Source organism: Pseudomonas sp. IT-P176, from assembly GCF_949767245.1.
In the GTDB taxonomy this organism is placed as follows: domain Bacteria; phylum Pseudomonadota; class Gammaproteobacteria; order Pseudomonadales; family Pseudomonadaceae; genus Aquipseudomonas.
Window position 1 is genome coordinate 17,817 of record NZ_CATKPN010000035.1, and the last position, 21,185, is coordinate 39,001.

Here is a 21,185-nt window from a genome sequence, read left to right on the forward strand (position 1 = left end):
TGCAAAGCTTGAGGGAAAACCCCGCTCCCCGCATTTACCCGCCAGGAAGGTTGTTATGCGTTGTCTGTTGTTTGCGTGCCTGCTGCTGGGCTCCTCCTGCACCTGGGCCCTGGACCGTCTGCAAGTCGAGGGCTACGTGCTGCAAAACGGTCTGCAGATCCTGCTCAAGCCGAGCGCTGAGCGTGGGCATGTGGCAATCCGCCTGGTCGTCGGCGTGGGCCTCGACGACTTTTCCTGCGCCGACAAGGAACTGCCACACCTGCTGGAGCATGTGCTGTTCAGTGGTATCGATGCCGGCGGCGAAGGAGGGCTGGAGGAGCGCATGCAAGGCCTCGGTGGGGAATGGAATGCCTTCACCAGCAATGCCGACACCACCTTTGTCATCGAGGCTCCGGCGAAGAACCAGCGCAAGGTCCTCGACTTGCTCCTGGCGCTGCTGACCGAAACCCACATCGACGACAACGCGATCAATGCCGCCAAACAGGTGGTCGAACGTGAAGACGGTGGCCACTACTCCCACCTGCAGCGCTGGCTCGATCGCCAGGACCTGGGCCATACCGCCAGCAACCAGTTGGCCGTGGAACTGGGGCTCAAGTGCCAGGAGCGCTCCGAAGTCCACTCGCTGACCCGTGAACAGCTGGAACAGGTACGCCAGGAGTGGTACGCCCCCAACAACATGACACTGATCGTCGTCGGCGACCTCGATCGCCTGTTGCCGGCCTACCTGGAGCGCACCTACGGTCATCTGAAGCCGGTCGAACCCACGGTGCACCCGGCCCTGGCGCAGTTACAAAGCCCGGCCCAGGCCGAACGGAATCTGATCCACGGCTGGGTCGGCGATGCAGCCAAGCTGCACTGGCTATTCCCTGAGCCGATCCTCGACGACCAATACGACGAAACCTACGACCTGCTCAAGGATTACCTCGACTGGGCGCTTTACCGCCAGTTGCGCCTGGCCCACAGCCTGTCCTACGGCCCCGCAGCGGAGCGCGAAGTGTTTGGCGGAGTCGGCTTCATGAGCCTGAACGCGGACCTGGAGCGCGATGACCTGGCCCAGGCGCAGCAGGTACTGGCGCAGCTCAAGGCCGACCTGCTGCACAAGGGCCTCGACCCGGCCACTTTTGCGCGCCTCAAACAGGCCGCCATCGCCCGTCAGGCTTGGGCGGTGCAGGGTAATAGCGCACTGGCCGACTATTACTGGGGTGCCTTGGGCGACTTTGCAGACGGACGATTTGCCGACCCGGTCAAGCGCCTGCGTGCCGTGACGCTCAAACAGGCGAACCTGGCCCTGCGGCAACTGCTCGAACAGCCAGGATACGTGCGCATCGAAAAACCGCTGCTCAGCTATGATCAACTGACCTGGCTGCTGGGTGGGGTAGTCGGGTTATTGGTGCTCGGCGCACTGGGTTGGCGCTTTCATCGCCGAACATGAAGGTGCACGGCGACCGGATGTCTCCCGGCGCTGGTATCCTAGGTGGGTTTTTCCTACGAACATTGTGAACCGCCAAAATGCCGAACCTGACCCTCTACGTCCAGCGCATCCTCGAGCTGATGAAGCGCTACCCCGGGGTCATCGCGCTCGGTGGTTTCATCTCGGGGGTCGGCAGCTTCATTCTGGTGGACCGCCAGCAAGGCCTGGCCACCTGGATCGCGATCATCATGCTGGTCAGCTGGGTCTGGCTGATGCTGGAAAACAGCCTGACGCAGTTGTTCACCAAGGTGTTCAAGCGCGAGATTCCCCAGCCGCTGCTGCGCTACGCGACCCAGATGATCCACCAGGAAAGCCTGTTTTTTGTCCTGCCGTTCTTTTTCATCACCACGACCTGGAACAGCGGGCAACTGGCGTTCACCGGGCTGCTCGGCGCCGCAGCGCTGATTTCCATTACTGACCCGCTCTATTACAAATGGCTGGCCCCACGCCGCTGGCTGTTCCTGGCGATGCACACCCTGACGTTGTTTGCCGCCCTGCTGACCGCCTTGCCGATCATCCTGCACCTGACCACCTCGCAGAGTTTCAAGCTGGCGCTGGGCATTGCCATGCTGCTGTCCTTCCCGAGCCTGGCGTCGATCTTTCCGATTCGCACCGTGCGCGGCGGCCTCAGCGTGCTGTGCATCACCGTGGCGATCGGCGCCACCGGCTGGTTCCTGCGCTCCTGGGTACCGCCAGCCACCCTGTGGATGACCGAGGTGGCGATCAGCACTCAATTGCAGGACCGCACCCCGGGCGCCAGCCTGGAGCAGGTCAGCGTCGCCCAGTTGCGGGGCGACGGCCTGTACGCCTACACCGCCATCAACGCCCCGCGCGGTCTGGACGAGCGGATCTATCACGTGTGGAAATTCAACGGCAAGGAAGTCGACCGTATCGCCCTGGATATCCACGGTGGGCGCAAGGAAGGCTACCGGGCCTGGACCCACAAGCAGAACTTCCCTGGCAACCCGGCCGGCAAATGGCAGGTCCGGGTGCTGACCGAAGACGGCCAGGTGATTGGTGTGCTGCGCTTCGTGGTCACCGACACAGGTCAAGACAACCCGGCGCCGAACCAGGCAAAGTAACAAGGTTCGTGCTATTAGGTAGCACTGCGTCGCAGCCGAACAAGCAAGGAGCTTATGAGCGATACGACAACCGGCACTGCCCAGCTCGATACTTCCCACAGCCCTGCGCAGCTCAGGGTCACGGGCGACTGGACGCTTGCCCACTACGCCAATCTCAAGCAGTTGAGCGAAACCCTCAAGGGCCAGTATGACGACCGCGCCACCATTGACCTCAATGGCCTGGGCGCGCTCGACACCGCCGGTGCCTCCTTGCTGGTCGAATTGCTGGGGGCAGAGCGCCTCGGCAAAACCGCCGAGCATCCCGACTGCAGCCTGTGCGCCGCCGACCGCGCGCTGCTGCAAACGGTCTATGACTCGATGGCCGACTTCTGTGTCCCGGTAAAACAACCCGAGATCAACGTCGGCATTCAGTTGCTGACCCGTATTGGCCGGGCCGTGGACACCGTCTGGCAAGACTCGCTGAAACTGCTGGGGTTCGTCGGCCTGATCCTGGAAACCATCGCCCGCGGCCTGTTTCGTCCCTCCCGCTGGCGAATTACGCCCATGGTCGCGCACATTGAGCAGACCGGGCTTGATGCCGCTCCGATCGTCGCGCTGCTGACCTTCCTGGTGGGCGCGGTCGTGGCCTTCCTCGGCGCCACGGTGCTCGCCAGTTTTGGCGCCAGCATCTTTACCGTGGACCTGGTGGCGTTCTCGTTCCTGCGTGAATTCGGCGTGCTGCTGACCGCGATCCTCATGGCGGGCCGCACCGCCAGTGCCTTTACCGCACAAATCGGCTCGATGAAGGCCAACGAAGAAATCGACGCCATCCGCACCCTGGGCCTGGACCCGGTCGAACTGCTGGTGGTGCCGCGGGTCCTGGCGTTGCTGGTGGCCCTGCCGATGCTGACGTTCCTGGCGATGCTCTCGGGGATTGTCGGCGGCGGCGTGGTCTGCGCCCTCTCGCTGGATATCTCGCCGGCGATGTTCCTCTCGCTGCTGCAGTCGGATATCGGCGTCCAACACTTCCTGGTAGGCATGGTCAAGGCACCGATCTTCGCCTTCCTGATCGCCGCCGTCGGCTGCCTGGAAGGCTTCAAGGTCAGCGGCAGTGCCGAGTCCGTCGGCGCCCACACCACCTCCAGCGTGGTGCAATCGATTTTCGTGGTGATCGTCCTGGATGCGGTCGCCGCACTGTTCTTCATGGAGATGGGCTGGTGAGTCGCTTACCCCGTGCGCCGACCGAGGCGGTGATCGAAGTCCGTGGGCTGTGCAATCGATTCGGCAGCCAAAGCGTGCATGAAAACCTCGACCTGGATTTGTACAAGGGCGAGATTCTCGGCGTGGTGGGTGGCTCCGGCAGCGGCAAGTCGGTGTTGCTGCGCAGCATCATTGGCCTGCGCCAGCCTAGCGAAGGGGCTGTGACGGTGTTCGGCAAGAACCTGCCGAGCCTCTCGGAGCACGAACGTTCGATGGTGGAACGGCGCTTCGGCGTGCTGTTCCAGAAGGGCGCGCTGTTTTCGTCGCTGACCGTGACCGAAAACGTCGCGCTGCCGCTGATCGAGCATGCCGGGCTGAGCCGCGCGGATGCCGAACACCTGGCCGCGGTGAAGCTGGCGCTGGCCGGGCTGCCGCTGTCGGCCGCCGACAAATACCCGGCCTCGCTGTCCGGTGGCATGATCAAGCGCGCGGCCCTGGCCCGGGCGCTGGCGCTGGACCCGGACATCCTGTTTCTCGATGAACCGACCGCCGGCCTCGACCCCATTGGCGCGGCCGCGTTCGATCAATTGATCCTGACCCTGCGCGATGCGCTGGGGCTGAGCGTGTTCCTGGTCACCCATGACCTCGACACGCTCTACACCATCACCGACCGGGTGGCGGTGCTGGCGCAGAAGAAGGTGCTGGTGGCGGATGCCATCGATGTCGTCTCGGAAACCGACGACGCCTGGATTCACGAATACTTTCATGGCCCTCGCGGCCGCGCGGCGCTTGGCGCCGCTTCACAGCTCAACGAGGTATGACATGGAAACCCGAGCCCATCATGTATTGATCGGCCTGTTCACCGTCCTGGTAGTGGCCGGTGCCTTGCTGTTCGGTCTGTGGCTGGCCAAATCCAGCGTCGACAGCGAGTTCAAGGACTACGAGGTGGTCTTCAACGAGGCGGTCAGCGGCCTGTCCAAAGGCAGCGCGGTGCAGTACAGCGGGATCAAGGTTGGCGATGTGGTGAGCCTGCGCCTGGACCCCAAGGACCCGCGCCGGGTCCTGGCACGCATCCGCCTGGGCGGCGATACCCCGATCAAGGAAGACACCCAGGCCAAGCTGGCCCTGACCGGCATCACCGGTACCTCGATCATCCAGCTCAGTGGCGGTACACCACAAAGCCCTGAATTGCGGGGCAAGGACGGCAAGTTGCCGGTGATTGTCGCCTCGCCATCGCCTATCGCGCGCCTGCTGAACAACAGCGACGACGTGATGAGCAGCATTAACCGCCTGCTGTACAACGCCAACCAGATGCTCTCGCCGGAGAACGTCGACCGCCTCGGCAAGACCCTGGCCAACCTGGAGCAAACCACCGGGGCCATTGCCGAGCAGCGCGGCGATATCCGCCAAGCCATGCAGCAACTGTCGGCCATCGGCAAACAGGCCACCGCCACCCTGGAACAGACCACCGCGCTGATGCGCAACGCCAACGGCCTGCTCAACGACCAGGGCAAGCAGATGTTCGGCAGCGCCGGACAAGCGATGAAGTCCCTGGAGCAAAGCACGGCAACCATCAATACGCTGCTGACGAGCAATCAGGACGCCCTGAGCAACGGCATGCAGGGTCTCAACGGCCTGGCGCCGGCCGTGCGCGAATTACGCGATACCCTGAGCTCGCTGCGGGCCATCTCTCGTCGCCTGGAGTCCAACCCTAGCGGTTACCTGCTCGGCAGCGACACGGACAAGGAGTTCACACCATGAAGCGCGTCTACCGCCCATTCGCCCACGGGGCCCTGCTGGCAAGCCTGGCCCTGGCCAGCGCCTGCTCGATTCTGCCCAAGGCCGAGCCGCAGGATGTGTATCGCCTGCCTGCAACCCAAGGCCTGGCAACCACGACGCGAGCCACTCCTGTGACATGGTCGCTGCGTCTGGCCAAGCCGCAAGCGGGCGATGTGCTTAACAGCGCGAAAATCGCAGTAATCCCCCAAGGCGACCTGATCAGCAGCTACAAGGCCTCGCGCTGGAGCGATCCCACCCCGATCCTGCTGCGTAACCGCCTGCTCGATGGCTTCGCCGAGGACGGTCGGGTGCGCCTGCTGAGCACCGATGACAGCAACCTGCAGACTGACCTGGAACTGGCTGGCAACCTGCAGGCGTTCCAGAGTGAGTACCAGGGCAATGGCGTGCAGGTGGTGATTCGCCTGGATGCCCTGCTGGTGCGCGGCAGCGATCAGCGCATCCTCGCCAGCAAGCGCTTTGAAGTGCGCCAGCCGGTGAGTGACGTCAAGGTGCCAGGCGTGGTCACCGGGTTTGGCCAGGCCGGCGATACGCTGACCCGGCAAGTGGTTGCCTGGACGGTGGAGCAGGGACAGAGGCACGCTCCCAAACCCGCAGCAGCATCCTTGTAGCAGCTGTCGAGCCCGCGAGGCTGCGTTCGGCTGCGAAGCAGACGCCAAGGACCCACGCCAACCCGGCGAGGACTGCGTCCTCGAACGCAGCCTCGCGAGCTCGGCAGCTGCTACAGATTGGCACGTTCAACTGGAGCGAGCGCCCGCTTGCGGCTTGCTCGCGAAAGTCGTCAACGATAATGGGTTCAGCCAAAGAACCAGTAGCAGACCGCGATTGCCGCCAGCACCCCGGCCAGTTCCGCCAACAGCGCACACCCCACGGCGTGCCGGGCACGCTGGATACCCACCGCACCGAAGTACACCGCCAACACATAGAAGGTCGTTTCGGTGCTGCCCTGAATGGTCGCGGCCACCAGCGCCGGAAAGCTGTCGACGCCGGAGGTCTGCATGGTTTCGATCAGCATCGCCCGCGCGGCACTGCCCGAGAATGGCTTGACCATCGCGGTCGGCAAGGCGTCGACAAAGCGCGTGTCCCAGCCCGCCCACTCCACCAGATGGCGAATGCCGTCCAGGCCGAAGTCCAGCGCCCCGGAAGCCCGCAATACGCCTACCGCACACAGCATGGCCACCAGGTAGGGCAACAGGTTCTTGGCCACGTCGAAGCCTTCCTTGGCGCCTTCGACGAATGCTTCATACACCTTGACCTTGCGCAGCGCGCCAATCACCAGAAACAGCATGATCAGGCCGAACAGCGTCAGGTTGCCGAGGATCGAGGACAACCCCGCCAGCGCGGTGGCTGAGAGCGTCGCCAGCAGGGCCATGAAACCACCCAGGACCAACGCACCGGGAATCAGGTAGGCAAGCACCACCGGGTCCCACAGGCGCAGGCGCTGCATGAACGCCACCGACAGCAGCCCGACCAGCGTCGAACAGCTGGTGGCCAGCAGGATCGGCAGGAATACCAGGGTCGGGTCCGGCGCGCCTTGCTGGGCGCGATACATGAAGATCGTCACCGGCAGCAAGGTCAACGACGAGGCGTTGAGCACCAGGAACAGGATCTGCGCATTGCTCGCCACCGTTGCACTGGGGTTGAGCTCTTGCAGTGCCTTCATCGCCTTGAGGCCGATCGGCGTCGCCGCGTTATCCAGGCCCAGGCCGTTGGCCGCGAAGTTGAGGGTGATCAGGCCGATGGCCGGATGGCCCGCCGGCACTTCCGGCATCAGGCGCAGGAACAGCGGGCCCAGGGCCTTGGCCAACCACTCGACGATCCCGGCCTTTTCGGCGATCCGCAAAAAGCCCAGCCACAGGGTCAGGGTGCCGAACAGCAGTACCATGACCTCGACCGACAGTTTGGCCATGGCGAAAATGCTTTCCACCATCGCCGCGAAGATCCCGGCATTGCCGCCGATCAGCCACTGCGCCAATGCCGAAATGGCCGCCACGATGAAAAAGCCAAGCCACAGGCCGTTGAGCATCAGTCAAATCCCCCAGAAGATGCGGCGAATGATAGCGGGGTGGGCAGAAACGACAAACCCCGGATTTCTCCGGGGTTTGTCTGGGATCTAGGAGCAGCTGGCGCCAGCTTGCGGCGCCAGCTCCTACAAGAGTCGCATTTAGTGGTTGGTCGTCTCACCAGCCGGCAGCTTGTCCTTGCTGCGCCAGTGCGGCAGGGAGTTCCAGTAACGCTGGCCCTTGGCATCGTCGTACATGCCTTCCCAACGAGAGATGACCAGTACGGCCAGGGCATTGCCGATCACGTTCAGAGCGGTACGCGCCATGTCCATGATGCGGTCGACACCGGCGATGAACGCCAGGCCTTCCAGCGGAATACCAACGCTGCCCAGGGTGGCCAGCAGGACCACGAAGGACACGCCCGGCACGCCGGCGATACCTTTGGAGGTGACCATCAGGGTCAGGACCAGCAGCAACTGCTGACTGATAGACAGGTCGATACCGTACAACTGGGCAATGAAGATTGCCGCGATGCTCTGGTACAGGGTCGAGCCGTCGAGGTTGAACGAGTAGCCAGTCGGTACCACAAAGCTGCAAACGGCTTTCGGCGCGCCGTAGGCTTCCATCTTCTCGATCACGCGCGGCAGCACGGTTTCCGAGCTCGCGGTGGAGTAGGCCAACACCAGCTCATCCTTGAAGATGCGCATCAGCTTGATCACCGAGAAGCCGAACAGGCGAGCGATGATGCCCAGCACCACGAAGGCGAAGAAGGCGATGGCGAAGTAAACCAGGATCACCAGTTTGGCCAGCGGCAGCAGGGAGGCGAAGCCGAAGTTGGCCACGGTCACCGCGATCAGGGCAAACACACCGATCGGCGCGTAGTTCATGATCATGTGAGTGACCTTGAACATGCTTTCCGATACGCCCTGGAACATCTTCACCAGCGGTTCGCGCAGGTCCGACTGCAGGCTCGACAAGCCGAGTCCGAACAGCACCGAGAAGAAGATGATCGGCAGCATCTCACCACGCGCCATGGCGGCAAAGATGTTCGATGGAATCAGGTTGAGGATGGTTTCGATGAACGCATGTTCATGCTGAACCTCGGCCGCCGTCGCCTGGTACTTGGAAATATCCACAGTACCCAGGGTGCTCATGTCGATGCCGGAGCCCGGATGGAACAGGTTGGCCAGCACCAGGCCCACGAGAATGGCGATGGTGGTGACGATTTCGAAGTAGATGATGGTCTTCAGGCCAATGCGCCCGAGTTTCTTCGCATCACCCACGCCAGCAATGCCGACGATCAGCGAGGAGATCACGATCGGGATCACGATCATCTTGATCAGACGGATAAAGATATCGCCCGCTGGTTGCAGGACGTTACTGATCCACCAGGCTTTTTCAGCACTGAAGTGGTTGAGCAGTGCGCCGATTGCTATACCCAGGACCAGACCGATGAGGATCTGCCAGGCGAGGCTAAGCTTTGCCTTCTTCATATCATTACCCTTACTTGCGTTTGACTCGAGCAGATGCACGAACTGGAACACCCAATGGCGTAAAAGTTTGCGCACCTGCCCCCGTATAAGGTCACCCGGAGCGCGTATTTCGGCTCTCTGGCAGGCGAAAAAAGGCGCAACTATTCCGATGCAACGGGACCACGTCTAATGCCGTAAACGCCTACCCTATGCCGAATCGGCATGAGTTTTTTTTAGTAAAACGACCGTCCCAACCGGTTCGAATACGACATTTCGGCAGGCATAAGTGCCGTGAACCGGCCATTGCAGAGCAGGGTGGTTATTAATTGACCAGTCAATTACGTACAAAAATCAGCGATTTTCCCTACGCAACGCGTCGAAAAATGGTTAGAAAATAATCGCAAATTTCTCGATATACGGTCGCCAGGAAACACTGGGAAATGGTTTGGCAGAAAGGATTGTTGTCTGTGACCCGAGCAGAATAGCTCAAGCGCTCTAACTCAGTGTTTTGCCCACGTAAGCGCGCCGCCCGTTCCCCCAGTCGAGATTGACCGGCGAACGGGCGACGCTGCTTTGCCTGACCCGGCCCTTACGCAGGCACTCCCTGTACCCGTAGGTCACTCCGATCCTGCAACAATCAGAACGTCCCGGCCCCCTGGTCATACGCGCACCTTCCTCGGGTGGGCGTAAAGGAAAGAGACGCTATCGGGCTCTTTCGGTTTTCAATTCCTGTGCTCATCCAACGAACCCTGGCTTTGCCACCCGGCAACGGGGTGGCGCCAGTGCCTTCACGCAACCGCTCAGTGTCAGCCTCGACCGCGACGGCCGAAGAAGAAGGAAACAACAAACATCACCAGGAACACGACAAAGAGAATCTTGGCGATACCCGTGGCGGTGCCCGCGATACCACCGAAGCCCAGTACGGCAGCGACAATGGCAATGATCAAGAATGTGATTGCCCAGCTCAACATGATGACTCTCCTTACGCTTCGATTAGAGGTGCTGCGATTCCCGATGCATGGAGCCGGCACCAGGTCTGTTGCCTAGAACACCCAACGCTCCTGACGGGGCATGTCGAACCCAGGCTGGGCCTGGTCGACGTCCATCATGCGCAGGGGGGCCGCATCAGCCGTCTGGCTGCTGACGGCGCTGAAATGGGTCTGGGTGAGGTGTTGAGTCGGCGTAATCGCAGCATCGGGCTGCTGGCTGTGCTGCCAGAGCATGAATTGCTGGCCGCCGATCAAGGTGATCACCAGCGCAAGGACGGTGAACAGCCCTTGCTGGACATACAGTGGCGAAAGACGCAATTGGGCGGCACGTTGGCGATTCATCCTGAAACTCCTCCCACACTGGTGGTTATTATTGGTTTAGGGCGGACCTGCTTAAACGCCCTGGGCTATTCAGTACATTGCAGCCTGCATGCCATCTTTCCTGTCAGAAATAAACTCAATAAAATCAAACACTTAGCCTTAATTAAAAATCAAAGCTGAACGCATCCTGCACGATGCACCGAGCACGGGTCGTGCGTTCTGCACGATTGATTTGCAGCCGAGGGAAAATTTTTGGAATGTATGAGGTGCCGCAGATGTCAGAAAAGGAGACAGGTGCGCTGCAGGACTTCGATTTTTCGCTAAAAATCGAGCTATTTCATATAGTTAGCGAAGTTGAGAGGGAATAACTCCCCGGCTTTGAGCAGAAGCGACCAGAATCAACCATGCAACTTGCCCGATTTCGTCGGGACTAACTAAGATCATTCATTTAAGGAGCGTAGGAAAAATGGAATCCGCCAACGAGCATCAAGGCCGCATTCTGCTGGTGGACGATGAGTCCGCCATCCTGCGCACCTTCCGCTACTGCCTTGAAGACGAAGGCTACAGCGTCGCCACCGCCAACAGCGCTGCCCAGGCCGATGTCCTGCTGCAACGCCAAGTCTTCGACCTGTGTTTCCTCGACTTGCGCCTGGGCGAGGACAACGGCCTCGACGTGCTGGCGCAAATGCGCATCCAGGCACCCTGGATGCGCGTGGTCATCGTCACCGCTCACTCGGCCGTGGACACCGCCGTCGACGCCATTCAAGCCGGCGCCGCCGACTACCTGGTAAAACCGTGCAGCCCAGACCAACTGCGCCTGGCCACCGCCAAGCAGCTTGAAGTACGGCAGCTCTCGGCCCGCCTTGAAGCCCTTGAAGGTGAAATGCGCAAACCCAGCGACGGTTTGGATTCCCACAGCCCGGCCATGAAGGTGGTGCTCGAAACCGCCCGCCAGGTCGCTAGCACCGACGCCAATATCCTGATACTCGGCGAGTCCGGCACCGGTAAAGGCGAGTTGGCGCGAGCCATTCATGGCTGGAGCAAACGCGCGAAAAAATCCTGCGTGACCATCAACTGCCCGTCACTGACCGCCGAGCTGATGGAAAGCGAGCTGTTCGGCCATAGTCGGGGGGCGTTCACCGGCGCCAGCGAAAGCACCCTCGGCCGGGTTAACCAGGCAGACGGCGGCACCCTGTTTCTCGACGAGATCGGCGACTTCCCCCTGACTTTGCAGCCCAAACTGCTGCGCTTCATTCAGGACAAGGAATATGAGCGGGTCGGCGACCCGGTTACCCGGCGCGCTGATGTACGAATCCTCGCGGCCACCAACCTCAACCTGGAAGACATGGTCCGCGACGGGCGCTTCCGTGAGGACCTGCTCTACCGCCTGAACGTCATCACCCTGCACCTGCCCCCGCTACGTGAGCGCGCCGAGGACATCCTGACCCTGGCCGATCGCTTCCTGGCCCGCTTCGTCAAGGAGTACGCGCGCCCGGCCCGCGGCTTCAGCGACGAGGCACGCGAAGCGCTGCTGGGCTACCGCTGGCCCGGCAACATCCGCGAACTGCGAAACGTCGTGGAGCGGGCGAGCATCATCTGTCCGCAGGAGCGGGTCGAGATCAGTCATTTGGGGATGGCCGAACAGCCCACCAACAACGCCCCGCGCATCGGCGCCGCCTTGAGCCTGGATGAGCTGGAAAAAGCCCACATCGGCGCCGTACTTGCCAGCGCTGGTACCCTCGATCAAGCAGCCAAGACCCTGGGTATCGACGCCTCGACCCTGTACCGCAAACGCAAACAGTACAACCTGTGAGCGCTCCCCTATGAAACTGGCGATGAAGTTGCGCACCCGTCTGTTTCTGAGTATCTCGGCATTGATGACCGTGGCGCTGCTCGGGCTGGTGCTCGGGCTGGTCAGCGTGATGCAGATGGCGAGTAATCAGGAGGTGCTGATCCGCGACAACTTCATCACCCTGGACCTGGGCCTCAAGCTGCGCCAGACCTTGGGCGATCAATTGATGATCATGCTCAACCAGACCCCCGACCTGGCGGCGCTGGAAAACTCCGAGCGGCACTATTTCGAGTTGCTGGATCAAGGCATCACCCATGAAAACCGCCTGGACAACGGCCACCAAGGCTTCCAGCAAGCCCGGGATGATTATCTGTCCTTCCTCAAGGCCTTCAGCGAGTCCCAGAATCTTTCCGGCAGCCTGAGCGGCAACCAGGAACTGACCGACAAATTCAACGTCCTGCGCAATGGCCTGATCGGCGAACACAAACAAGCGCTGGAGAATATCAACAGCACCCAACGCAAAGACCGCGAACGTGCGTTGCTGGTGGCCGGCTCGCTGGGCCTCGTCGGGTTGGCGGTACTGATCATCGGCTTTATCACCGCCCATGGCATCGCCCGCCGTTTCGGCGCGCCGATCGAAGCGCTGGCCAAGGCCGCCGACAATATCGGCCAGGGTAATTTCGACGTCACCCTGCCACTGTCCCCTGCGGCGGAAATGAACCTGCTGACTCGTCGCTTCGGGATCATGGCCGAAGCCTTGCGCGAACATCAGGCCACCAACGTCGATGAACTGCTGGCCGGCCAGCAGCGCCTGCAGGCGGTACTCGACAGCATCGATGACGGCTTGCTGATGATCGACCGCCAAGGCCAGCTGGAACACATGAACCCGGTAGCACAACGCCAACTGGGCTGGGATGACGACCGCCTTGGCCTGGCCCTGGGTGTCGCGCTGCAACGCCCGGAACTCGACGAACAACTGCAGTTGGTATTGCGCGGCGGTTCACTGGAGCGCGCGCCGGATGACCTGAGCATCGAGGTCGACGGTGAATCGCGCCTGCTGACCTACAGCCTGACCCCGGTCAGCCATACCGAAGGCCATATCCTCGGGGCAGTGATGGTGCTGCACGACGTCACCGAACAGCGGGCCTTCGAACGGGTGCGCAGCGAATTCGTACTACGTGCCTCCCATGAGCTGCGCACGCCGGTCACCGGCATGCACATGGCCTTCGGCCTGTTTCGCGAACGCGCACATTTTGCCGAAGACTCCCGGGAAACTGACCTGCTCGACACCGTCAACGAAGAAATGCAGCGCCTGATGCAGCTGATCAACGACCTGCTGAATTTCTCGCGGTATCAGAACGGCCTGCAAAAACTCACCCTGGCCCCCTGCAACATTGATGACTTGCTGGAGCAGGCCCAGGGCCGCTTCCTTGAGCGAGCCCATGAGCAAGGCATCGAATTGCTGGTGGAAATCCAGACACCGCTGCCGCGCTTGCAAGCCGATCAGCCGCAACTGGAGCGGGTGTTGGACAACCTGATCGACAACGCCCTGCGCCATACCAGCGAAAAAGGCCAGATCCGCCTGCAGGCCCGGCGCCATGGCGAACGAGTGATTGTCAGCGTCGAAGACAATGGCGAAGGTATCGCCTATGGCCAGCAAGGCCGGATCTTCGAACCTTTTGTACAGGTCGGTCGCAAGAAAGGCGGCGCGGGGCTGGGCCTGGCGCTGTGCAAGGAAATCGTCCAGTTGCACGGCGGCCGCATGGGCGTCTACTCAAGACCGGGGCAGGGCACACAGTTTTATCTGGCGTTGCCGCTATAGCGTGCGTTCACGCCTCGTCATCAATCCGCCGTGGCGCCATGCGACGGCCGCGTGTCACCAGTTCGATCAACTGCATGGCGGTCAGGGCGTGGGCGAACAGCCAGCCCTGGCCGTAGTTGACGCCTTCGCTGCTCAGGTACATGGCCTGGGCTTCGTGCTCGATGCCTTCGGCGATCACCTTGAGCTCCAGGGCATGGGCCATGCGGATGATATGGGGCGCGACGCCACTACTGGCCGCGTCATGACCTAGGGCATCGATGAAGGCCTTGTCGATTTTCAGGCAATCCACGGGCAGGGTTTGCAGATACGCCAGGCTGCAATAACCGGTGCCAAAGTCGTCGATCAACACTTGATGCCCGGCGTCGCGCAGGGCTTGCAGGTTTTCCCGGGCGACCACCACATCGATCAAGCCGCGTTCAGTGACCTCAAACGCGATCTGCCGGGCCGCCACCCGGTGCAAGGCCAGCAAGCGCGACATAACTTCGCCGATCCTCGGCACCATCACATCGCACGCCGCCAGGTTGACGGAGATGTACAGCTGCGGGTTGGCGCGCAGCAGTTGACCCAGTTGTTCCAACAGGCGCTGCAGGACGAAATCGGTGATTTGCCGGATCTGCCCGCTGTCTTCGGCCATGGGGATGAAGAGGTCGGGGCTGGTGAGGGTGCCGTCCGGTCGACGCCAGCGCAACAAGGCCTCGGCGCCCACGCAATTACGGCTACGTAGATCGAAGATCGGTTGATAGAGCACCTGCAACTCGCCGCGCTTGAGGGCGCCCTGCAGCTCGCCGCCCATGGACTGGCGCTGGCGGGCTAACAGAAACACCAGCGCACCAATACTCAAGCCCAGCATCAGGCTCGCCGGCACCAGCCACCACCACAAGGTCGGCAGGTGCATGGCGGTGCGTGGAGAAATCAGCACCAGCTGATATTCCGGGTTGTTGGTCGGCATGCGGTAGATCAGGCGGTTCTGGGTGATCTGCAACGGCTCATTGCTGAACGGCGACCAGGGTTCCGACGGTGGCCAGGCTTGCGGAGCCCCCAGGACCGGGATTGCCCGGGTGCCATGGTCGAGCACTACCAGCAGGCTGCTGCCGGGTGACAGGTCGACCATATCGGTCAAATGCCCGCGAGAGGTCGCCACCCGGAAACTGCCACGCCCCAGCATCAACGCCGCGCGGTTTTCATCGGGTTCGGTGGAGGTGTTGAGCCAATAACTGTAGGTCGGCCCCTTTATGTCAGGGGGGCGGATGGCCGAGAGGGCATCCTGGTGTGGACGGTTGGAGCAGAATTGGGTTTGGTCGATGTAGGCCGCTTCATAGACGAAGCGGTAGCTGAAACTGACCTGCTGCAGGGTGGTGAACATTTTCATGTCGCAGCCGCGCAATGGCTGGGCCTCGAGGTCGTCCAGGCCTTCGCGCAACTGTCCAAACAACTGCTCGAGACGTTCGAGAAAACGTTCGCCCTGGCTGTTCATCTGTTCGCTTTCGCGCAGTTGCACCTGACGCAAAGCCACGCCCAGGCTGCCGGCCAGCAGTAAAGCAACACTCAACGCAGCCGCCAGTATCGCCAAAGACCAAGGGCGATAAAACCAACTGCGCAGGGTCTCTCGTGCGGCGGCCATCATTGAACATCCAAAGGATTACCAATGAGTTATAGCTACTGATTGAGATTTAGCGCTGACCGTCGGGCGGGCGTCATTATTTTGTCTGATTTAACACCTGCAGGATCGCCGCACTCTGCGCATCGGGCGTACCGTCGAACAGCGTCGGGCGAAAGCGCATCTGGAAGGCCGCCAGGACGTGCCGGGTGGCGACATCCAGCTCGCCGGTCTGCGGCGTGGTGTAGCCCAGGTGCGACAACTGTTCCTGGAACCAACCGATACTTGGCAACTGGGCGGCAAACTGCGCTTGCTGGCGCGCCACCGCCTGCTCATTGGGCCACAGCGCGACCCCGGCCTCGGCCAGGCGCTTCCATGGGAACAGCGGACCCGGATCGAGCTTGCGCAGTGGCGCAATGTCACTATGACCGATCACCTGTCGCGGGCTGATGCCATTGCGTTTGTTGATGTCCTTGAGCAGGAAGATCAGCGATTGCACCTGGGCTTCGCTGTAGGGATACCAGACGCGCCCAGTCGGCGTATCGGTGAACCCCGGGTTGACGATCTCGATGCCGATCGAGCTGGAGTTCAGCCAGGTGCGCCCTTGCCATTCGCTTTCCCCGGCATGCCAGGCGCGCCGATTCTCATCCACCAGCTTGTAGATGGTTGCGTTCTTGTCATCGCCCACCAGGTAATGGCTGCTGACTTCGCCACGGGTCAACAACGCCAACGAGCGCTCCAGCGAAGCGGAGGTGTAATGCACCACCACGAACTGGATCCGGTTGTCTTGATTGACCGAGGGATGGCTGGTATCGATACGCGGACCGCTGGCGCAACCGGCCAGGACTAGGAGGGATACAAGCAGGGCGATGAATTTCATGAGGAGGGCAGTACTCTGCGGACAATAATGCAACAAGCGTAACGTACCGCCCGATTCCAGACCGGCAAAAGCCCGCCATTTAAACAAAATGGGACAAATGCCCTCAACCCGCCTCGACACGGTTGCGCCCGGCATTTTTTGCCCGGTACAGCGCCTGATCGGCTCTTTTGAGTACCAGATCGCTGTGTTCTCCCGCCTTGAACGCCGACACGCCGATGGACGCCGTGATGGTCACTGGCTCACCCTTGAAATGAAACGGGCAGGCTTCAATTGCGGCGCGCAAACTTTCCAGCAACTTGACCCCCGCTACCAGCGCGGTTGCAGGCATCAGCAGGACAAACTCTTCACCGCCAAAGCGGGCGATGAAATCCGTGCCGCGCAGGCGTTTGCGCAACACCGTGGCGATGATTTTCAGTACCTTGTCGCCGGCCAGGTGGCCGTAGTTATCGTTGATGTGCTTGAAATGGTCGAGATCGAGCATCGCCAGCAACAAGGTATTGCCGTGTTGCTGCCATTGGCCGACTTCATGCTCCAGGCGCTCGCTCCAGGCCGCGCGATTGGGCAAGCCGGTCAACGGGTCGACCAGGGCCTTCTGGCGTTGTTCTTCGAGGTGCTCGCGATATCCCTGGGCTTCCTGTTCCATGCTGGCCACCCGCGCGGCCAGGCCCTGCAGGCGCGCTGCAACTTCCTGCTCGCGCTCGTCACGTTGCTTCTGGTGCTGATCCATGGTGCTCAGCAAGCCTTCAAGGTGGTTCTCCAGCACGTGCTTGAGCCCCTCGAGGTCAGCAGCCTCCTGCATGCTGCTCTGCAAGCCGTCGACCTGTTCACGGATCTGCGTATCCAGCTCCCGCGCCGCCGAGCGGTTGTCGGCGTGGCCTGCGCTGGCCGCCTGCAGGTTGCTCTGAAACGACTCCAGGCGCTCGTTGAGCTGCTTGAGGTAGACCTCGAACTCATGCTGGCCACTGTCGGTGATCGCCAGCATCAACACCGCCAGATCATCGAGGATCGGCAGCAGCTCGTACCAGTTCAGGCCGTTTTTCAGGCGCTCGCGCATGGCTTCGGCTTGCGGTCGATGTCGCTCGGGCAAGGACAGGTCGTCCAACAGCCCCAACAGCGTACTTTCTATGTGCTTGGCCACCGAGCTATAGGATGGTTCTGGCGAATCCGGCAGCGCGTAGAACATCTCCGGCTCGCCCGGCTGCGGTTCCTGCTCGGCAAGAACGTCTGTCAGGGCAGGGGCTGTAGGCAATTCGTCCGCTGGCGCCGGGGGCGCTTCGTCGTCCGGTTGCGCGTCAGCAGCTGCGCATTCGGCAACCGGCTCCGGCAGCGGGGCGAAGACAGGTTCCTGCAGCGACTCCACGTCAGTCTCGACCTCAAGCTGGACCTGAGGCGCCACTGTTGCTGGGGCGACTACCGCCGGAGCGGCTGATGACGGCGTCTCTATCAACAGCTCAGGGGCTGCTGGCGCAGCGTGTGTCGCAACGGCCGGCAGCAAATCCAGCTCCTGATCGCGAGCACCGAACAGACGTTGCAACAACCCCGGGCGATTGAGCTCCGCGGGATTGTCGAGAAGGTTCAGCGCCTGGCCTTGCAAGCCGCTGTACTCACCCAACAGCAGCGGTATCTCGCGGGCATGGCCGACGCGCCCATCCAGTTGCTTGGCAAAGGTCTTGAGCGGCCGGCTGACCTCACGGGGCAGGGGCAAGCGCTGCAGTTGCCGGACCAGCTCGGACAACGCCGTGCCGATTTGATCGACCCGGGTCTCGCGCCGCTGCTCGGAGTCGAGTACGGCTTTTTCCAGGCGCGGCAGCAGGGCGGCCAGGCCTGCATCCATGTCGTCGGTGCGGATGACTTCGCGCATTTCCTTCATGCACTGGTCAACCGCGCGGTCTGTGCCTTCTGCCGCCAGCGTGCTGCGCACCAGGCCACGACGCAGCAAGTCGAGGCGGGCATCCCAACGACGTTCGAGTTTTTCCTGTTGTTCGATGCTTTTGAGGTACTTCTCTTTCCAGCGGTTGGCTTCGTCGCTCATTCAGGGGTTCCGCGAGGGGCAGGACTCAACGCGGGCAATGCATCAGCCGTGAGCGAACCCGGCAGACGAATCTCTACCGCGACCGGCAGGTGATCGGAAATCGGTTGCGCCAGCACTTCGACCCGTTCGAGGGTCAGCGACGGGCTGAGTAGAATGTGGTCCAGGCAGCGTTGCGGACGCCAACTGGGGAAGGTCGCCTCGACTTGGGGCGCGAGCAGGCCAAGATCACGCAGGGGCGAGCTTTGCAGCAGGTCACTGGCGTGGGTATTCATGTCGCCCATGAGCACCTGGTGCTTATAGTCGCCGATCAGGTCGCGTATGTACGCCAGTTGCAGGGTCCTGACCCGGGCGCCCAGTGCCAGGTGCATCATCACCACCACCAGCGCCTCTGGCCCTTCGCCAAACCGCACCAGAATCGCACCGCGCCCCTTGGGCCCGGGCAATGGGTGATCTTCGATCACCCACGGACGTAGACGGCTAAGCACGCCATTGCTGTGCTGGCCGAGCCGACCGAGGTTGCGGTTGAGCTGTTGGTACCAGTAGGGGAAGGCGCCGAGCTGGGCCAGGTGTTCGACCTGGTTGACGTAGCCTGAACGCAGGCTGCCGCCATCGGCTTCCTGCAACGCGACCAGGTCATAGTCGCCCAGCAGGTTGCCAATCTTCTGCAGATTGTCGGCACGCCCGGTGTGTGGCAGCAGATGCTGCCAGCCCCGGGTCAGGTAATGCCGATAACGCTCGGTACTGATACCGACCTGGATGTTGAAGCTGAGTAGGCGCAGGCGGCTGTCTGCGGGCAAGCCCGAGGGCTCCAGGTGGTGCTCGTTGACCCGCGGATCATGCCGGCCAACGATGCGTTCAGTACTCCAGCGGCGCATGGCGTGCGCCGCTTACTTAGCGGCGCGCTCCTTGGCGATCAGCTGATCAGCCACGCTCAGGGCGCCTTCCGGGCCACCGGCGGTGCCGAGGTCAAAGCGGTACTTGCCATTGACGACCATGGTCGGTACGCCGGAGATCTGGTAGGCCTGGGCCTTTTTCTTGGCGTCCTCGACCTTGCCTTTGACGGCGAACGAATTGAAGGTGCTGAGGAACTTGTCCTTGTCGACGCCTTCGCCGACCAGGAACTCGGCCATTTCTTCCGGGGTCGCGAGTTTCTTGCCGCTGTGGATCGCTTCGAACACGGCCTTGTGGACCTTGTGCTCCACACCCATGGCTTCCAGGGTGATGAACATTTGGCCGTGGACGTTCCAGATACCGCCGAACATGGCCGGAATACGCACGAAGTTCACGTCGGCAGGCAGTTTCTCGGCCCATGGGTTGATGGTCGGCTCGAATGCATAGCAATGCGGGCAGCCATACCAGAACAGTTCCACGACTTCGATCTTGCCAGGCACCGCCACCGGAACGGCGTTGCTCAGTTCGACATATTGTTTACCGGCTTCAAGCGGTTCAGCAGCCTGGGCGGTCATGCCGAACAGGCTGGCGGTGACGAGTGCGGCGCTGAGAATCAGATTACGCATGCTTTGCTCCTGGACACATTGGCTCGCCTCGCGCGACCTGCGGTCTGGCAGGTCATGGCGGGCATCAGTTTTCTAGTGTAACGGCAGCGGCCACAAAAAAGGGCGGCCTAGGCCACCCTTTTTATGCTTGCATCGAAGGATTAATCGAGCGTTAACGTCGCGCGGGGACGATACCTCGCGCAGCGTCCGCTCAACCGGCCTTAGTGCAGGCCCTGGATGTAGTTGGACACGGCTTCGATGTCCTTGTTGCTCAGCTTCGCTGCAACACTTTGCATGATTTTCGCGTCACCGTCGTTGGTACGGTTACCTTCACGGAAATCGGTCAGTTGCTTGGCGGTGTATTGCGCATGCTGACCACCCAGGTGCGGGAAGGCCGCTGCTGCGTTGCCAGCGCCGTTAGGCGAGTGGCAACCGGTGCAGGAAGGCATGCCCTGGTCCAGCTTGCCGCCGCGGAACAACTCTTCACCGCGAGCCACGACTTTCGGATCCGCTGCGCCGACGCTGCCTTTCTGGCTGGCGAAGTAGGCAGAAATATCTGCCAGGTCCTGATCACTCAGGTTGGTCAGCAGGCCGGTCATTTCCAGAACGGTGCGCTTGCCCGACTTGATGTCGTGCAGTTGCTTGTTCAGGTAACGCTCACCCTGACCCGCCAGTTTTGGAAAATTTGGCGCCATGCTGTTGCCATCCGGGCCATGGCAAGCGCCACATACTGCGGCTTTCGCCTGACCAGCAGTCGCATCACCTGCAGCATGGGCAATGCCGGAGATCCCCACGGTCAACAGCAGACTCACGATCAATTTGTTCATCAGCTAATCCAACTACGGCTAAGGGTTAAAGAGTTATGGACCGGGATCACTCGCTCATCCACTGGATGATGGCCTGGTAATCCTCGGCACTGCAGTCCATGCACAAACCACGCGGCGGCATCGCCTTGAAACCCTGGGTCACGTGTTGCACCAGCGTCTCCATACCTTGCGCCAGTCTTGGCGTCCATGCCTGCTGGTCGCCCTTTCGAGGCGCCATTGGCAGTTGGCCGGAATGACAGGCTCCACAAACACGGTTGTACACAGCTTCCGGATCCTGTGTAGCCTGCGCGCCATATAGCGGCATCAAGACACCGGCAGCTAGCAGCCATTTCGTCATAAACGACCTTTTCAGGGTTGAGAGCGTGCTGCGTTCTAATGCGCAATCAAGGTCAATCGCTCTCGTGAACTTCATCCTACGCTGGGAC

At 61.5% G+C, this 21,185-nt stretch carries 19 protein-coding genes; 8 read left to right on the plus strand and 11 right to left on the minus strand.

The window, feature by feature from the left end; genetic code table 11:
* Positions 1-55: 55 nt before the first annotated feature.
* The 6 genes from ACM6IP_RS06095 to ACM6IP_RS06120 all read left to right on the plus strand — a co-directional run bounded on the left by ACM6IP_RS06095 (position 56) and on the right by ACM6IP_RS06120 (position 6,140).
* Positions 56-1,432, plus strand: coding sequence for a M16 family metallopeptidase (locus tag ACM6IP_RS06095; RefSeq protein WP_095165166.1), 1,377 nt, complete (start codon positions 56-58; stop codon positions 1,430-1,432).
* Between the two features lie 77 nt (positions 1,433-1,509).
* Positions 1,510-2,553, plus strand: a complete 1,044-nt coding sequence (locus ACM6IP_RS06100; protein WP_159993007.1) for a DUF5924 family protein — start codon at positions 1,510-1,512, stop codon at positions 2,551-2,553.
* A gap of 54 nt (positions 2,554-2,607) precedes the next feature.
* Positions 2,608-3,753 (plus strand): ABC transporter permease, encoded by a 1,146-nt coding sequence (locus ACM6IP_RS06105; RefSeq protein ID WP_095165164.1) that lies wholly within the window; start codon positions 2,608-2,610, stop codon positions 3,751-3,753.
* The gene (locus tag ACM6IP_RS06110) at positions 3,750-4,553 is read left to right on the plus strand and encodes an ABC transporter ATP-binding protein (RefSeq protein ID WP_095165162.1); all 804 of its coding nucleotides are present in this window, start codon (positions 3,750-3,752) and stop codon (positions 4,551-4,553) included. Before ACM6IP_RS06105 ends, ACM6IP_RS06110 begins: the two co-directional genes overlap by 4 nt.
* Position 4,554: 1 nt before the next feature.
* Complete coding sequence (locus ACM6IP_RS06115) at positions 4,555-5,493, plus strand: MlaD family protein (protein WP_095165161.1); 939 nt, start codon at positions 4,555-4,557, stop codon at positions 5,491-5,493.
* The gene (locus tag ACM6IP_RS06120) at positions 5,490-6,140 is read left to right on the plus strand and encodes an ABC-type transport auxiliary lipoprotein family protein (protein WP_095165160.1); all 651 of its coding nucleotides are present in this window, start codon (positions 5,490-5,492) and stop codon (positions 6,138-6,140) included. Before ACM6IP_RS06115 ends, ACM6IP_RS06120 begins: the two co-directional genes overlap by 4 nt.
* A 185-nt stretch (positions 6,141-6,325) precedes the next feature.
* Here ACM6IP_RS06120 and ACM6IP_RS06125 read toward each other — a convergent pair whose 3' ends face one another.
* The 4 genes from ACM6IP_RS06125 to ACM6IP_RS06140 form a co-directional block, all read right to left on the minus strand.
* A complete protein-coding gene (locus ACM6IP_RS06125) occupies positions 6,326-7,555 on the minus strand; it encodes a nucleoside recognition domain-containing protein (protein ID WP_095165159.1) in 1,230 nt (409 codons plus the stop codon).
* Positions 7,556-7,693: 138 nt separating this feature from the next.
* Complete coding sequence (gene gltP, locus ACM6IP_RS06130; RefSeq protein WP_095165158.1) at positions 7,694-9,025, minus strand: glutamate/aspartate:proton symporter GltP; 1,332 nt, start codon at positions 9,023-9,025, stop codon at positions 7,694-7,696.
* Positions 9,026-9,810: 785 nt separating this feature from the next.
* The gene (locus tag ACM6IP_RS06135) at positions 9,811-9,975 is read right to left on the minus strand and encodes a DUF1328 domain-containing protein (RefSeq protein ID WP_002555679.1); all 165 of its coding nucleotides are present in this window, start codon (positions 9,973-9,975) and stop codon (positions 9,811-9,813) included.
* 72 nt (positions 9,976-10,047) lie between these two features.
* Entirely contained in the window at positions 10,048-10,335 is a 288-nt protein-coding gene (locus ACM6IP_RS06140) for a hypothetical protein (protein WP_159993003.1), read from the minus strand.
* A gap of 445 nt (positions 10,336-10,780) precedes the next feature.
* Between ACM6IP_RS06140 and algB the strand changes: the two genes are divergently transcribed.
* On the plus strand, positions 10,781-12,127 hold the full coding sequence (gene algB, locus ACM6IP_RS06145) for a sigma-54-dependent response regulator transcription factor AlgB (RefSeq protein WP_095165156.1): 1,347 nt from the start codon (positions 10,781-10,783) through the stop codon (positions 12,125-12,127).
* Positions 12,128-12,137: 10 nt separating this feature from the next.
* On the plus strand, positions 12,138-13,928 hold the full coding sequence (locus ACM6IP_RS06150; protein ID WP_095165155.1) for an ATP-binding protein: 1,791 nt from the start codon (positions 12,138-12,140) through the stop codon (positions 13,926-13,928).
* Positions 13,929-13,935: 7 nt separating this feature from the next.
* On the opposite strand, the gene ACM6IP_RS06155 is transcribed toward ACM6IP_RS06150, so the two are convergent.
* From ACM6IP_RS06155 to ACM6IP_RS06185, 7 genes are all read right to left on the minus strand, one after another.
* Entirely contained in the window at positions 13,936-15,552 is a 1,617-nt protein-coding gene (locus tag ACM6IP_RS06155; protein ID WP_159992999.1) for an EAL domain-containing protein, read from the minus strand.
* Between the two features lie 73 nt (positions 15,553-15,625).
* Positions 15,626-16,405, minus strand: a complete 780-nt coding sequence (locus ACM6IP_RS06160) for an N-acetylmuramoyl-L-alanine amidase (protein ID WP_095165152.1) — start codon at positions 16,403-16,405, stop codon at positions 15,626-15,628.
* A 103-nt stretch (positions 16,406-16,508) separates the two neighbouring features.
* Positions 16,509-18,437, minus strand: a complete 1,929-nt coding sequence (locus ACM6IP_RS06165; RefSeq protein WP_414861159.1) for a diguanylate cyclase — start codon at positions 18,435-18,437, stop codon at positions 16,509-16,511.
* On the minus strand, positions 18,434-19,312 hold the full coding sequence (locus ACM6IP_RS06170; protein WP_095165150.1) for an endonuclease/exonuclease/phosphatase family protein: 879 nt from the start codon (positions 19,310-19,312) through the stop codon (positions 18,434-18,436). Before ACM6IP_RS06170 ends, ACM6IP_RS06165 begins: the two co-directional genes overlap by 4 nt.
* Positions 19,313-19,324: 12 nt before the next feature.
* Positions 19,325-19,954, minus strand: a complete 630-nt coding sequence (locus tag ACM6IP_RS06175) for a thiol:disulfide interchange protein DsbA/DsbL (protein ID WP_095165208.1) — start codon at positions 19,952-19,954, stop codon at positions 19,325-19,327.
* Between the two features lie 200 nt (positions 19,955-20,154).
* Positions 20,155-20,760 carry a c-type cytochrome gene (locus ACM6IP_RS06180; RefSeq protein ID WP_159992995.1) on the minus strand — a complete coding sequence of 202 codons (606 nt, stop codon included), beginning with the start codon at positions 20,758-20,760 and terminating at the stop codon, positions 20,155-20,157.
* A 46-nt stretch (positions 20,761-20,806) separates the two neighbouring features.
* Complete coding sequence (locus ACM6IP_RS06185; RefSeq protein ID WP_095165206.1) at positions 20,807-21,097, minus strand: c-type cytochrome; 291 nt, start codon at positions 21,095-21,097, stop codon at positions 20,807-20,809.
* Positions 21,098-21,185: the final 88 nt, after the last annotated feature.